Below are 12,801 nucleotides of genomic sequence, written 5' to 3'. Positions count from 1 at the left end.
ATCTTCGCACAATAGAGGGGAGCGCTTGGGCGGCTTCTCACCGGGGCCGACTAACATGCTCATAGTCGACGAGCCGGAGCGGGAGACCTGTGGGCATTCTGGACAACTTCGAGAGAGGTCTCGAACGTGCTGTCAATGGTGCGTTCGCCAAGACCTTTCGATCGGGGCTGCAACCGGTCGAGCTGACGAGTGCGCTCCGGCGCGAACTCGACACGAAGGCCGCCGTTGTCACGCGCGACCGCATCCTGGCGCCCAATCGTTTCGTGCTGACCATGTCGCCGAGCGACTACAAGCGGATGCGCGGCATGGGCGCCGCGCTCACCGATGAGCTCGTCTCGTTCGTGCAGCAGCACGCCACCAGCCAGCACTACCAGTTCGCGGGTGGCATCTCCATCGACCTCGTCGAAGACGCCTCCGTGTCCGAGGGGATGCTGCAGGTCGATTCCGAGAACGTGAAGGGCGCCGTCGCCTGGACCCCGGTGCTCGAGATCAACGGCAAGCGCTACCCGCTGAGCCGTTCCACCACCGTGATCGGCCGCGGCAGCGACGCAGATATCACCGTCGACGACACGGGCATCAGCCGCAAGCACGTGCAGATCATCTGGGACGGCCAGCGGGCGCAGGTGCAAGACCTCGGCTCGACGAACGGCTCGCAGCTCAACGGCCAGCCCGTGCGCAAAGCCATCCTCGAGCCCGAGTCGGTGATCAGCATCGGCCGCACGCGCATTGTGTTCCGCGTGCTGCCCGAGGCCGCACCGCCGTCGCCGCCGCGCAACTTCGTCGACGACGCCACGCGTCGCCACGACGTCGGCGGCTTCTGGAGCGAGTCGTGAACCCGAGCGAGCTCACGCTGCTCGTTCTGCGATTCGGGTTCCTCCTCCTGCTCTGGGCGTTCGTCTTCGGCATCGTCTACGCCCTGCGCACCGACCTGTTCGGACAGCGGGTGCGCAAGTTGCCCGAGCCCCAGGCCGCCGCGGCCCCGTCGCCGTTCCCCGCCGCCCCCACCTCCGGTGCGACAGCCCCCACGATGCAGCCGCCGCCCGTGTCCACCCTGCCGTCCGGCGCGAACACTGCGAGCGGCCGGCCGAAGGCGACTCTCGTCTCCGCGACGCGGCTGGTCATCACCTCGGGTCCCCGTCAGGGAACCGAGCTCGCACTCGGCCGTGAGCCGATCACGATCGGGCGCTCGAGCGAGTCCGGCCTCGTGATCCGCGACGACTACACCTCCACCCACCACGCGCGTCTCCTGCTCTGGAACGACGAGTGGATGATCCAAGACCTCGACTCCACCAACGGCACCTTCCTCGACGGCAAGCGCGTCAGTGTACCGACCCAGATCCCGCTCGACACCCCGATCAAGATCGGAACGACCACCTTCGAGCTGCGACGGTAGCCGTGGCAGCTCCGAACAGGGCAGCGGCCGTCTCGCACGTCGGCAAGATCCGCTCCAACAACCAGGACTCCGGCTACGCCGGGCACGACCTGTTCGTCGTCGCCGACGGGATGGGCGGCCACGCCGGAGGCGACGTCGCGTCCGCCATCGCCGTCAACCGCATCCGCGAGGCCGACCGCGAGTACCAGACCGCGTCGGAAGCCGAGTTCGCCCTCCAGTCCGCACTGATCGCCGCCAACTCGCTGCTGGCCGAGACCGTGTTCGAGCATCCAGAGCTCACGGGCATGGGCACGACGGTCAGCGCCCTCATCCGGGTCGGCGACCAGATCGCACTCGCGCACATCGGCGACTCGCGCATCTACCTGTTCCGCGACGGCGAGCTGAAGCAGGTCTCCATCGACCACACCTTCGTGCAGCGGCTCGTCGACAGCGGCCGCATCACCGAAGAAGAGGCGATGGTGCATCCGCGCCGTTCGGTGCTGATGCGCGTGCTCGGCGACGTCGACGCCTCCCCCGAGATCGACACCTGGATCCTCGACACCCAGCCCGGCGACCGCTGGCTCATCTGCTCCGACGGCCTGAGCGGCGTGGTCAAGAACGACGACCTCAAGGCCGCGCTCGCCTCCCGCGACGCTCCCCGCCAGGTCGCGGAGAAGCTCGTCCGCCAGAGCCTCGACGCGGGCGCTCCCGACAACGTGACGGTCGTGCTCCTCGACATCGCGGATGTGGGGCCCGGCGATGTCATGAAAGACCCGGTGACCGTCGGGTCGGCATCCGCGCCGCTGTCGTTCGGAGGCGACCAGAAGCCGACCTCGCGCACCACGCGCCTCCCCACGCTGCGGCTGCACCCGATACGGCCGGCGACGGGCCCGACCCACTTCGAGCCGCAATCCGAGGACTACCTCGATGAGCTGATCGAAGAGGACCAGCGGCGCGTCCGCCGCCGCAAGATCACCTGGCTCGTCGGGGTCATCGTTCTCGTGGTGGCCATCGCTCTGGCTGCCCTGCTCGGCTACCAGTGGACGCAGTCCCGCTACTTCGTGGGCGCTTCCCCGGCCGGCAACGTCGCCGTCTACCAAGGGGTGCAGCAGAACCTCGGGCCGATCACCCTGTCCCACGTCTACGAGGAGTCGTCGACGCCCGTGGACACCCTGCCCTCGTACGACAAACAGCTCGTCGAGCAGACCATCAACGCCGACTCGCTGAGCGCGGCGCGATCGATCGTAGAACAGTTGAGCGATGTCTCAGGCAAGTAGAGCGGCAGTGACCGACGCGCCCAGGCCCGACACGGGTCGGGTGCGACGGCTGCGCCTCCCCGCCCGCCTCCGCAACCTCGAGCTGCTGCTGCTCCTCATCGCCTGCGGCATCAACGCCGCCGCCATCGTGCTCGTGCAGCTCGGTGCCCTCGGGCACGTCGACCTCACCCTCGTCTACCTCGGCGTCGGCCTCTCGGTGCTGGTGTTCGGGATGCACATCGCACTGCGTTACGTGGCGCCGCAGGCCGACCCGTTCCTGCTCCCCATCGCGACAGTGCTCAACGGCATCGGTATCGCGGAGATCTACCGCATCGACATCCACTACGCCGACGTCGGCTGGAACAGCGCCGGGGTGCGTCAGATCGTCTGGAGCGCGATCGCGATCATCTGCGCGCTCGTAGTGATCATGGTCATCCGCAACCACCGGGTGCTGCAGCGCTACACCTACATCTTCGGGTTCGCGGCCCTGTTGCTCCTTCTCCTGCCCATGCTCCCGGGCATCGGCCAGGAGATCTTCGGCGCCCGCGTGTGGATCCACATCGGCCCGTTCAGCTTCCAGCCCGGCGAGATCGCCAAGCTGTGCCTCGCGGTGTTCTTCGCCGGCTACCTGGTGCAGCGGCGCGACTCCCTCTCGATGGTCGGCAAGAAGTTCCTGGGCATGCGGTTCCCCCGCGCGCGCGACCTCGGCCCGATCCTGGTCGTCTGGCTGATGTCGATGGCCGTGATCGTCTTCCAGCGCGACCTCGGCACCGGCCTCCTGATCTTCGGCCTGTTCCTGGTGATGATCTACACCGCGACGGCGCGCATCAGCTGGGTCATCCTGGGTGTGCTGCTGATCGTCGGCGGCGCCGTGGTCGCCAGCCAGGTCCTCCCGTACGTCAACGACCGCTTCCAGAACTGGCTCAACCCGTTCTCTCAGCAGGTCTACGACGCGCAGGGCGGCAGCTTCCAGCTCGTGCAGGGCCTGTTCGGGCTCGCGCACGGCGGCCTGATCGGCACCGGACTCGGCCAAGGCCAGCCCTGGGTCACCCCGGTGGCGAACAGCGACTACATCATCGCCAGCCTCGGCGAAGAGCTCGGCCTCGCCGGCCTGTTCGCGATCTTCGCGCTCTACCTGCTGTTCGTGGCACGCGGGCTCCGGATCGGCTTCGCCGGGCAGGACGACTTCGGCAAGCTGCTCGCCGTCGGGCTGTCGTTCACTGTGGCTCTGCAGTGCTTCATCGTGATCGGCGGCGTGACGCGCGTCATCCCGCTGACCGGACTGACCACGCCGTTCCTGGCGGCCGGAGGATCGTCCCTGGTGGCCAACTGGATCATCGTGGCACTGCTGCTGCGCCTGTCCGACACCGTCCGCAATCAACCACGATTGGTGGTGAGCTGAGTGAATCGTGAGATCAAGCGCGTCAGCTCCATCGTTCTGGCGATGTTCCTCGCGCTGCTCGTGGCCACGTCGATCCTGCAGGTCTTCCAGGCCGACACCCTGTCGGCGGATGCCCGCAACAGCCGGGCCCGCAACGACAGCTACTCCCAGCAGCGCGGCGCCATCCTGGTCGCCGGCCAGCCCGTCGCGCAGTCCGTGCCGTCGAAGGACGTCTACAAGTTCCAGCGCGTCTACAGCAACGGGCCGTTGTACTCGGCCGTGACGGGCTTCTATCCGATCGACGGACAGGCGACCGGCCTCGAGGGCGCGCTGAACGACACGCTCAGCGGCGCGTCGAACTCCCAGTTCTTCGACCGGGTGAACGCCATCCTCACCGGCAAGAACCCGCAGGGGGCATCCGTCGAGACGACCATCGATCCCGTGGCGCAGAAGGCCGCATACGACGCGCTCGGCGACTACCAGGGCGCCGTCGTGCTGCTCGAGCCGAAGACCGGTCGCATCCTGGCGATGGTATCCAAGCCCACGTTCGACCCCAACGTGCTCGCTTCCCACGACACCGAGGCCGTGAACGCGGCGTACAAGCAGCTGGTCGACACGCCTTCACAGCCGCTGATCGACCGTGCGATCGGCGGAAACCTGAACCCGCCCGGATCGACGTTCAAGCCCGTGATGAGCGCAGCCGCCTTCGGCACCGGCAAGTACAACAAAGACAGCCAGCTGCCGAACCTGTCGTCGTTGCAGCTGCCGGGCACGAGCACCGTCGTGAAGAACGACAACTTCAGCACCTGTGGTCCGGGCAACACGGTGTCGATCGCCACGGCGCAGATCCTCTCCTGCAACATCCCGTTCGCTGAGCTGGGCATGCAGCTGGATGCGGAGACCATCCACTCGCAGGCCGGCAAGTTCGGCTTCAACCAGGACCTGTCGATCCCGATCCCGGTGGAGAAGAGCGTGTACCCGCTCTACACCGACGACGCCCAGCGCGCGCAGGGTTCGTTCGGACAGCTCGACGACCGGGCGACGCCGCTCCAGATGGCGATGGTGTCGGCCGGGATCGCGAACGGCGGAAAGGTCATGTATCCGAACCTCGTCGACTCGATCCGGTCCGCGAATCTGCAGACGATCGAGAGCTTCACACCCAAGCAGCTCGACCAGGCGGCGACCCAGGAGAACGCCGACACGATCAAGCAGATGATGGTCGACGGGGTCGATCACGGCGTGGCGAGCAATGCAAGAATAGACGGGGTCACGGTGGGCGGAAAGACCGGGACGGCGCAGAACGGCGAGAACGATCCGTACACGTTGTGGTTCACGGGTTTCGCCCCGGCTGAGAACCCCCAGTTCGCAGTGGCGGTAGTTGTTGAAAATGGCGGTGGCCAAGGTCAGAACGGCACGGGTAACTCCATCGCCGCTCCGATCGCGAAGAAAGTACTAGAGGCGGTGCTGAATAAATGAGACCCACAGCAGGGCTCACCTTCGGGGGACGATACGAGCTGCAGTCGCGCATTGCGATCGGCGGCATGGGCGAGGTCTGGCAGGCCACCGACCTCGTGATCGGTCGTACCGTCGCGATCAAGATCCTGAAGGACGAGTACCTGGGTGACCCGGGCTTCCTCGAGCGCTTCCGTGCGGAGGCCAGGCACGCGGCCCTCGTCAACCACGAGGGCATCGCCAACGTCTTCGACTACGGCGAAGAAGAGGGCAGCGCCTTCCTCGTGATGGAGCTCGTGCCCGGTGAGGCGCTCTCCACCATCCTCGAGCGCGAGCATGTACTCAGCACCGACAAGACCCTCGACATCGTCGCGCAGACCGCCGCCGCACTGCACGCCGCCCACGCCGCCGGTCTCGTGCACCGCGACATCAAGCCGGGCAACCTGCTGATCACGCCCGACGGCCGCGTCAAGATCACCGACTTCGGTATCGCCCGCATCGCCGACCAGGTGCCGCTCACGGCGACCGGTCAGGTCATGGGCACCGTGCAGTACCTCTCGCCCGAGCAGGCATCCGGGCACCCAGCGTCGCCGACCACAGACATCTACTCGCTGGGCATCGTCGCGTACGAGTGCCTCGCGGGCCGCCGCCCGTTCACGGGCGAGTCGCAGGTCGCCATCGCGATGGCGCAGATCAACGAAGCCCCGCCCGAGCTGCCGGCGACCGTCGCCGAGCCGGTGCGCAACCTCGTGTTCGCCTGCATCGCCAAGAACCCGGCCGATCGTCCGGCGTCCGCTGCCCACCTCGCGCGTGCCGCCCAGGCGCTGCGCCGCGGCGACGTGCAGGCCGCTGCCGCTTCCGTGCCGGCCGTTCTCGGCGTGGCCGGGCTGACGAGCGCGTCGACCGTGCTCATGCCGTCGGCCGGCGCCGCCACAGAGGCGACCACCGTCCTCCCCGCGGCAGGTGCGCCGCTGACGGAGGAGACCGAGACACAGACCTCGACCACCACCAAGAAGCGGTCTCCGTGGACCTGGCCGCTCATCGCTCTCATCGCGCTGCTCGCACTCGTGCTGATCGGCACGATCATCGCCCTGGTCGCCCAGCCGAAGAACCCCGTGACGCCGTCGACGAGCCCGAGCAAGACCGCCTCGCAGACGCCGTCGCAGACGCCGAGCAGCACGCCGACGCCGACCAGCAACACCGTGCCGATCAACGAGGCGGACTTCGACGGGCTCACCGCCGACCAGGCCCGCGCCAAGCTGCAGGACCTCGGGATGATCGCCAACGTGCAGCAGGGGAACGCGGCCACCAAGGCGGCCGACGTCAACAAGGTCTACTCGGTGAACCCGACCGGCCCCGTGCCCAAGGGGTCCGAGGTCACGGTGAAGGTCTGGGGGCCGGTCACCCCCGTACCCACGCCGACCGACACGGTCAGCGCCTCGCCGCCCTCCCCGTTCACGCTCGATGCCGACCCGGCGAAGAACGTCGTCACGATCACGTTCGGCTCTGCGACCTGCCCGGCGGGTCAGAAGCTCGCGGGCCGTCGCCTGATCATCGACGGCCAGGCGCAGCCGCCCGTCAACGCGAACTCCACGACCTGGACCGCCACCGAAGGCGATCACCAGATGGCCTACACGATCTTCTGCGGCGAGTCCGTCGAATCGGATCCGTCGCCGACGATCACCTACACGGTGAACCCGGCGGCGCCCGTCCCCGGCGGCGAGGGGACGACCGACCCCAGCGCCGGTCAGTGACCGTCGTCGCCACGGCCGCGCCCCTAGGAGATATCCAGACAGCCCCCGCTACACTATCCGGAGTCCTCACCCGGAAAGGAGTTCGCATTGAGCCCAGATAGCCGCCTGCTCGCAGGCAGATATCAGGTGGGCGAACTCATCGGTCGCGGCGGCATGTCCGATGTCCATCGCGGTACCGACACCCGGCTGGGGCGAACGGTCGCGATCAAACTCCTCAAGCCGTCGCTCGCCACCGACCCGGCGTTCCGCACCCGGTTCCGGCAGGAGGCCCAGGCGGCCGCGCGCATGGCGCACCCCACGATCGTCCGCGTCTTCGACGCCGGAGAAGAGACCGTGCGCGAGCCCAATGGGCACGAGGCGCAGCTGCCCTTCATCGTGATGGAGTACGTCGACGGCGTGCTTCTCAAGGACCTCATCAAGCGTGGGCCGCTCGAGATCACCGAGGCCGTGCGCATCACCGAGGGCATCTTGACGGCCCTCGAGTACTCGCACCGCGCCGGCGTCGTGCACCGCGACATCAAGCCGGGCAACATCATGATCACCAAGGCCGGCCAGGTCAAGGTGATGGACTTCGGCATCGCTCGCGCGATCAGCGACTCGTCGGCCACGGTGGCGCAGACGACCGCCATCCTCGGAACCGCCAGCTACTTCTCGCCCGAGCAGGCCAAGGGCGAGTCCGTGGATGCGCGTACCGACCTGTATTCGACAGGCGTCGTGCTCTTCGAGATGCTCACCGGGCGGCCGCCGTTCCGCGGCGACACCCCGGTGGCGGTCGCGTACCAGCACGTCAGCGAGACGGCGGTCGCACCCAGCACGATCAACCCCAAGGTCTCGCCTGCGCTCGACGTCGTCGTCTCGCGCGCGATGACCAAGGATCGCTTCGAGCGTTACCAGTCGGTGGCCGAGTTCCGCACCGACCTGGAGACGGCCGCATCGGGCAAGGTCCCGATCCACAAGCAGCCCGACCCCCTCTCGGAGTCCCTCTTCGGCGCGCCGCCGAGCGTGGTCTCCGGTCCGGAGGCGGCCTTCCGTCAGCTGGCGGAGGACCAGACGATGACGCGCACCCAGCGTCGCCCACCCGTCATCTGGGTCTGGGCGGGTATCGCTGTCATGGCGGTCGTCGTCGTCGCGGTTCTCGCCTGGGTTCTCCGGCTCGCGCCGAGCACGTCGCTGCCGGAGACCTCGCGCGAGGTCCCCAACCTCTCGGGTCAGACGGTCGACAAGGCCACGCAGGAACTCGACGGCATGAAGCTCAAGTGGACCCAGGCGACGGAGGCGAGCGCGACCTATCCGGAGGGCCAGGTGGTGCGCACCGATCCCGGTGCCGGCATCGTCGTGGCCACGGGCGACACGATCACGGTCTACGTCTCCACCGGCAAGAAGTCGGTGACGGTGCCCGATGTGCACAACATGACCGCGGATGCCGCCAAGCAGGCGATCACGGCGGCCGGGCTGACCGTGGGCACGCTCACGACCGAGAATTCGGCGACCGTTGCGGCCAATGTGGTCATCAAGACCGATCCGGCCGCGTCCGCCACCGCGCACGAGGGCGACACGATCAACCTCACCGTGTCCAGCGGCAAGGTGACCCTGACCGACCTGGTCGGGCAGTCCATCCAAGCCGCCACCGGCATCCTGTCGCAGCTCGGATTGACCGCGGATCCGAAGCCCGACAACACCTGCCCGTCCGATTCGGGGACCCCGATGGTGCACACGCAGTCGGTGGCGCCGGGCGATGTGCCTCAGGGTTCGACCGTCGGTCTCACCTACTGCACCGGCTGAGCGCAGGCATGCGGCTGAGCGCAGGCATGCGGCTGAGCGCAGGCATGCGGCTGAACGCAGGCATGCGCAGCGCTGAGCGGGATCAGGCCAGCTTGACCAGCGGGTTCAGCGCGCGCGAGCGCTCGGCGGCACCGGCGAGCCCGGCGACCTCGAGCCAGTTGCCGAGCATCCGGTAACCGCCCTCGGTGAGCACCGACTCGGGGTGGAACTGCACGCCGTAGATCGGCGCGGTGCGGTGCTGCAGGCCCATGATGACGCCCCCGGCGGTGCGTGCGGTGATCACCAGCTCGTCGGGGACCGTTCCGTCGACCACCGCGAGAGAGTGGTACCGCGTGGCCGTGAAGGGCTGGCCCACACCGTCGTAGAAGGCGCTGTCGTCGTGGGTGACCTGCGACGTCTTGCCGTGCATCAGCTCTTCGGCGTTCGTCACGACGCCTCCGAACGCTTCGGCGATCGCCTGATGACCCAAGCAGACCCCGAGCAGCGGCTGACCGGTGCGCAGGGCGATCTTCACGACCGGGATCGAAACGCCCGCATCGGCGGGCTTTCCGGGGCCGGGAGACACCAACACCGCGTCGTACTCCGCCAGACGCTCCGCGAGCTCCTGCTCCGGGATGTCGTCGTTGCGCACCACGTCGGTGCTCGCCCCGAGCTCACGGAGGTAGCCGTTGAGCGTGTAGACGAAGCTGTCGTAGTTGTCGATGACGAGTACGCGGGTCACGGCCCCACGGTACCTTCCTGCGGACCCAAGAGCGAATCCACCCAGGGGAACACCCAGGTGACGAGCGCGAAGAGCACGACCGCCGCCAGCACGACGAGAATCAGGATGCGCACCCACACCGGCCCGGGCAGGACGCGCCACAGCGCTGCGTACATGCTCAACCTCCGTTCGCCGCAACGGCGGCCGCGATCTCGTTCGGAACCTTCGCCGTCGGCTGGAACCCGGCGAACACGTTGTAGGCGATCAGCCGCTCCCCGGCGTGGAACGGCGGATTGCACGTGGTGATGGTCATGAGCCGATCCACCGGCTTCGTGGTCGGCTGCCGTGGAACCGGCGCGATGACGGCGACCGCGGTGGGCTGCACGTACTCGAAGTTGCGGAAGGTGTAGGTGTACCAGCCGTTCTTCGTCTGCACGTAGATGCGGTCGCCGATCCGCAACTTCGACAGGTCGATGAACGTATTTCCCCAACCGCTGTCGTGGCCCGCCACGGCGAAGTTGCCCACCTCGCCGGGCAGCTGGGTGTTCTCGTAGTGCCCGACACCCGCGTCGTAGCTGTTGAGGACCTTCTCCGTGTCCACCGTCTGGCGGATCGTTCGCTTCCAGTCGGCGCCGAGGCGGGGGATGTAGATGACGGCGAACGGCTGGTAGTCGGCCGGCTGGGCGCCGAGGGTCGGCGGAGCGGCCGGGGTCGGCGTCCCCGTGGGATTCGGCGCCGGGGTGGTCGTGGCACTGGGCGACGGGCTCTTCGTCGCCTCCTCGAGCCACCGCTGGCTCTGCTCACTCGCGGCGTTGGTCTGCTGACCGGCGAGCACGAGGCTGTTCCACCAGACCTGCCAGCCCAGGAAGAGGAGCACGAGCACACCGGCGGTGATCAGCAGCTCGCCCAGAACACCGAGGAACGTCGGCCGTCGAGGGGGCCGAGGAGTTCGACCCGTCGCGCGGCTCGAACGCCGGCCACGCGCCGCAGGCGGGTCGCTGGTGTTCGGGTCGCTCATGTCGATCATGCTAGCTGCCACTGCTGGGCGACCGCAGAGTTCTCCACAGGCTCGTCTACCCCGAGAACGCGGGGGATGACGCGGCCTGACCGCCCAGCCTCGACCGCTACACTATGGTGCTATGGCACGCACCAAGTCGAAGACCAAGCCCGAGCGCATCGACGCGCAGTCCGGCGAGGACGCCCCGAACCCCGTGTGGTTCAAGCCCGTGATGTTCGGCTTCATGCTGCTGGGGCTGGTGTGGATCATCGTCTTCTACGTCAGCCAGAACCAGTACCCCATTCCGGCCCTCGGCGCCTGGAACATCCTCGTCGGCTTCGGCATCGCCTTCATCGGCTTCCTTATGACCACCCGCTGGCGCTGAACCCGCCACTCTTCGACTCCACCGGGATCGGCTTCGGCCGGTCCCGGTTTTTTGCGGCCTCGAGGCGGTTATCCACACCATTCATCCACAGTGAGGAGAACTCCGTGGACTCGCCTCACACGGTTCTCCCCAGTGTTAATAAGCCTGTGGAGAGTTACACGCGTGTAATTATCCCCATTGTTAATAAGGCTGTGGATAACTTATCCACGCATTGGGGAGAGCTGGGGATGGCCGGGAGAGAGGGGCTGCGGGCTCAGGCGAACAGGTGGATGAGGCTGAGCGCCACGAGGATCAGGCAGAGCACCACGAGGAGGGGGATCTGCAGGCGACGCCGTGCGGGCGTGCGGGTCTCGACATAGATCAGTCCCACGAGCACTCCGGCGATCAGACCGCCGACGTGCGCCTGCCATGCGATCCCGAACGACGGGATGAACCCGATGACGAGGTTGATACCCACGAGGATGAACAGCTGGGTCGCGTTGCCGCCCAACCGGCGCTGGATGACGAGGAAAGCCCCGAGCATCCCGAAGATCGCGCCGGATGCGCCGACCACCGGCTGCACGGGCGACGCGATCAGCAGCACGGCCACCGACCCGGCGAACCCGCTGATCAGGAAGAGCGCGAGGAACCGCGCGCGACCCAGCAGCGGTTCGAGGAGCATCCCGAACACCCATAGCGTGTACATGTTGAGCGCGATGTGCAGGATGCTCGCGTGCGCGAACACCGTCGTGAGCAGGCGCCACGGCTCGAAGGCGACGCCGCCGAAGGTGCCCGTCGGGTACGAGTAGGCGCCCGCGTACTGGATCGCCTGCGTGATCGTGCCGCCGATGCCCGGCAGCGACTGCAGGATGTAGACCAGCACGCAGATGCCGATCAGGGTATACGTGATGACCGGGGCGCCGCGCCCGGTCATCCTGGTCAGGATGGCGGGCTTTGTCTTCGGCGCCGTCGCACGCTGTTGCGCCATGCACTCCGGGCAGATGACACCGACGGCCGCCGGCGTCTGGCACTCGGGGCAGATCGTTCGCCCACACCGCTGGCAGAGAACGTAGCTGACGCGATCCGGATGCCGGTAACAGGTGCTCGCCCGAACATCAGCGGGCTGGGACATGGCGCTACTCAGGCCTTACTGTTTCAGACCTGCTCGACGTCGACCGACTCGATGACCACGTCGTCGAGGGGACGGTCGCGGGCGTCGGTGGGGAGCTCGGCGAGCTTGTCGACGACCTTGCGCGATGCCTCGTCTTCAACCGCGCCGAAGATGGTGTGCTTGCCCTGCAGCCAGGTCGTCGGGCCGACGGTGATGAAGAACTGCGAACCGTTGGTGCCGCGCCCCATCTGGATGCCGGCGTTGGCCATCGCGAGGATGTAGGGCTCCGTGAAGTCGAGCTCAGGGTTGATCTCGTCGTCGAACTGGAAGCCGGGGCCGCCGGTTCCGTTGCCCAGCGGGTCGCCGCCCTGAATCATGAAGCCCGGGATGATGCGGTGGAACACAACGCCGTCGTACAGGTTGTCGGTCGTCTTGGCACCCGTGCGCGGGTTGGTCCACTCGATCTCACCGGTCGCCAGGCCCACGAAGTTCTTGACCGTCTTCGGGGCGTGGTTGCCGAAGAGGTTGACCTTGATGTCCCCGTAGTTAGTGTGGAGTGTGGCGACGGCGGTGTGCTTTGACATGGCATCAATTCTTGCACAGGGGTTCTCACCTCTCGGGTCATCCACAGC

The 12,801-nt window shown here is 67.3% G+C and carries 13 protein-coding genes; 8 read left to right on the top strand and 5 right to left on the bottom strand.

Going from position 1 to position 12,801, the window contains the following annotated elements; translation table 11 throughout:
• Positions 1 to 89: 89 nt before the first annotated feature.
• From PKE84_RS07180 to pknB, 7 genes are all read left to right on the top strand, one after another.
• Positions 90 to 833, top strand: coding sequence for an FHA domain-containing protein (locus tag PKE84_RS07180; RefSeq protein ID WP_271176547.1), 744 nt, complete (start codon positions 90 to 92; stop codon positions 831 to 833).
• Complete coding sequence (locus tag PKE84_RS07175; protein WP_271176546.1) at positions 830 to 1,393, top strand: FHA domain-containing protein FhaB/FipA; 564 nt, start codon at positions 830 to 832, stop codon at positions 1,391 to 1,393. Before PKE84_RS07180 ends, PKE84_RS07175 begins: the two co-directional genes overlap by 4 nt.
• A 2-nt stretch (positions 1,394 to 1,395) precedes the next feature.
• Positions 1,396 to 2,649, top strand: a complete 1,254-nt coding sequence (locus tag PKE84_RS07170) for a PP2C family protein-serine/threonine phosphatase (protein ID WP_271176545.1) — start codon at positions 1,396 to 1,398, stop codon at positions 2,647 to 2,649.
• Entirely contained in the window at positions 2,633 to 4,030 is a 1,398-nt protein-coding gene (locus PKE84_RS07165; protein WP_271176544.1) for an FtsW/RodA/SpoVE family cell cycle protein, read from the top strand. Before PKE84_RS07170 ends, PKE84_RS07165 begins: the two co-directional genes overlap by 17 nt.
• A complete protein-coding gene (locus PKE84_RS07160) occupies positions 4,031 to 5,485 on the top strand; it encodes a peptidoglycan D,D-transpeptidase FtsI family protein (RefSeq protein ID WP_271176543.1) in 1,455 nt (484 codons plus the stop codon). It begins immediately after the preceding gene.
• A complete protein-coding gene (locus tag PKE84_RS07155; RefSeq protein WP_271176542.1) occupies positions 5,482 to 7,215 on the top strand; it encodes a serine/threonine-protein kinase in 1,734 nt (577 codons plus the stop codon). The genes PKE84_RS07160 and PKE84_RS07155 overlap by 4 nt, the downstream gene beginning before the upstream one ends.
• An 87-nt stretch (positions 7,216 to 7,302) precedes the next feature.
• Positions 7,303 to 8,997, top strand: coding sequence for a Stk1 family PASTA domain-containing Ser/Thr kinase (gene pknB / locus PKE84_RS07150; protein ID WP_271176541.1), 1,695 nt, complete (start codon positions 7,303 to 7,305; stop codon positions 8,995 to 8,997).
• A gap of 82 nt (positions 8,998 to 9,079) precedes the next feature.
• Here pknB and PKE84_RS07145 read toward each other — a convergent pair whose 3' ends face one another.
• Genes PKE84_RS07145 through PKE84_RS07135 form a run of 3 tightly spaced genes read right to left on the bottom strand, consistent with a single transcriptional unit; the run spans position 9,080 to position 10,715 of the window.
• A complete protein-coding gene (locus tag PKE84_RS07145) occupies positions 9,080 to 9,718 on the bottom strand; it encodes an anthranilate synthase component II (RefSeq protein WP_271176540.1) in 639 nt (212 codons plus the stop codon).
• Positions 9,715 to 9,873, bottom strand: a complete 159-nt coding sequence (locus PKE84_RS07140; protein ID WP_271176539.1) for a hypothetical protein — start codon at positions 9,871 to 9,873, stop codon at positions 9,715 to 9,717. The genes PKE84_RS07145 and PKE84_RS07140 overlap by 4 nt, the downstream gene beginning before the upstream one ends.
• A 2-nt stretch (positions 9,874 to 9,875) precedes the next feature.
• Positions 9,876 to 10,715, bottom strand: coding sequence for a class E sortase (locus PKE84_RS07135; protein ID WP_271176538.1), 840 nt, complete (start codon positions 10,713 to 10,715; stop codon positions 9,876 to 9,878).
• Between the two features lie 121 nt (positions 10,716 to 10,836).
• On the opposite strand from PKE84_RS07135, the gene PKE84_RS07130 reads away from it, so the two are divergent.
• Positions 10,837 to 11,079: a cell division protein CrgA gene (locus tag PKE84_RS07130; protein WP_271176537.1), complete on the top strand. Its 243-nt coding sequence runs from the start codon at positions 10,837 to 10,839 to the stop codon at positions 11,077 to 11,079.
• A gap of 253 nt (positions 11,080 to 11,332) precedes the next feature.
• Here PKE84_RS07130 and PKE84_RS07125 read toward each other — a convergent pair whose 3' ends face one another.
• Both PKE84_RS07125 and PKE84_RS07120 read right to left on the bottom strand, forming a co-directional pair.
• Positions 11,333 to 12,190, bottom strand: coding sequence for a rhomboid family intramembrane serine protease (locus tag PKE84_RS07125; RefSeq protein WP_373877124.1), 858 nt, complete (start codon positions 12,188 to 12,190; stop codon positions 11,333 to 11,335).
• Positions 12,191 to 12,213: 23 nt separating this feature from the next.
• Positions 12,214 to 12,753 (bottom strand): peptidylprolyl isomerase, encoded by a 540-nt coding sequence (locus tag PKE84_RS07120; protein ID WP_271176535.1) that lies wholly within the window; start codon positions 12,751 to 12,753, stop codon positions 12,214 to 12,216.
• Positions 12,754 to 12,801: the final 48 nt, after the last annotated feature.

Source organism: Leifsonia poae, assembly GCF_027921845.1.
GTDB classification, from domain to species: domain Bacteria; phylum Actinomycetota; class Actinomycetes; order Actinomycetales; family Microbacteriaceae; genus Leifsonia; species Leifsonia poae.
Note: the sequence above shows the minus strand (reverse complement) of the source record. Positions and strands in the feature narration are given on the sequence as shown.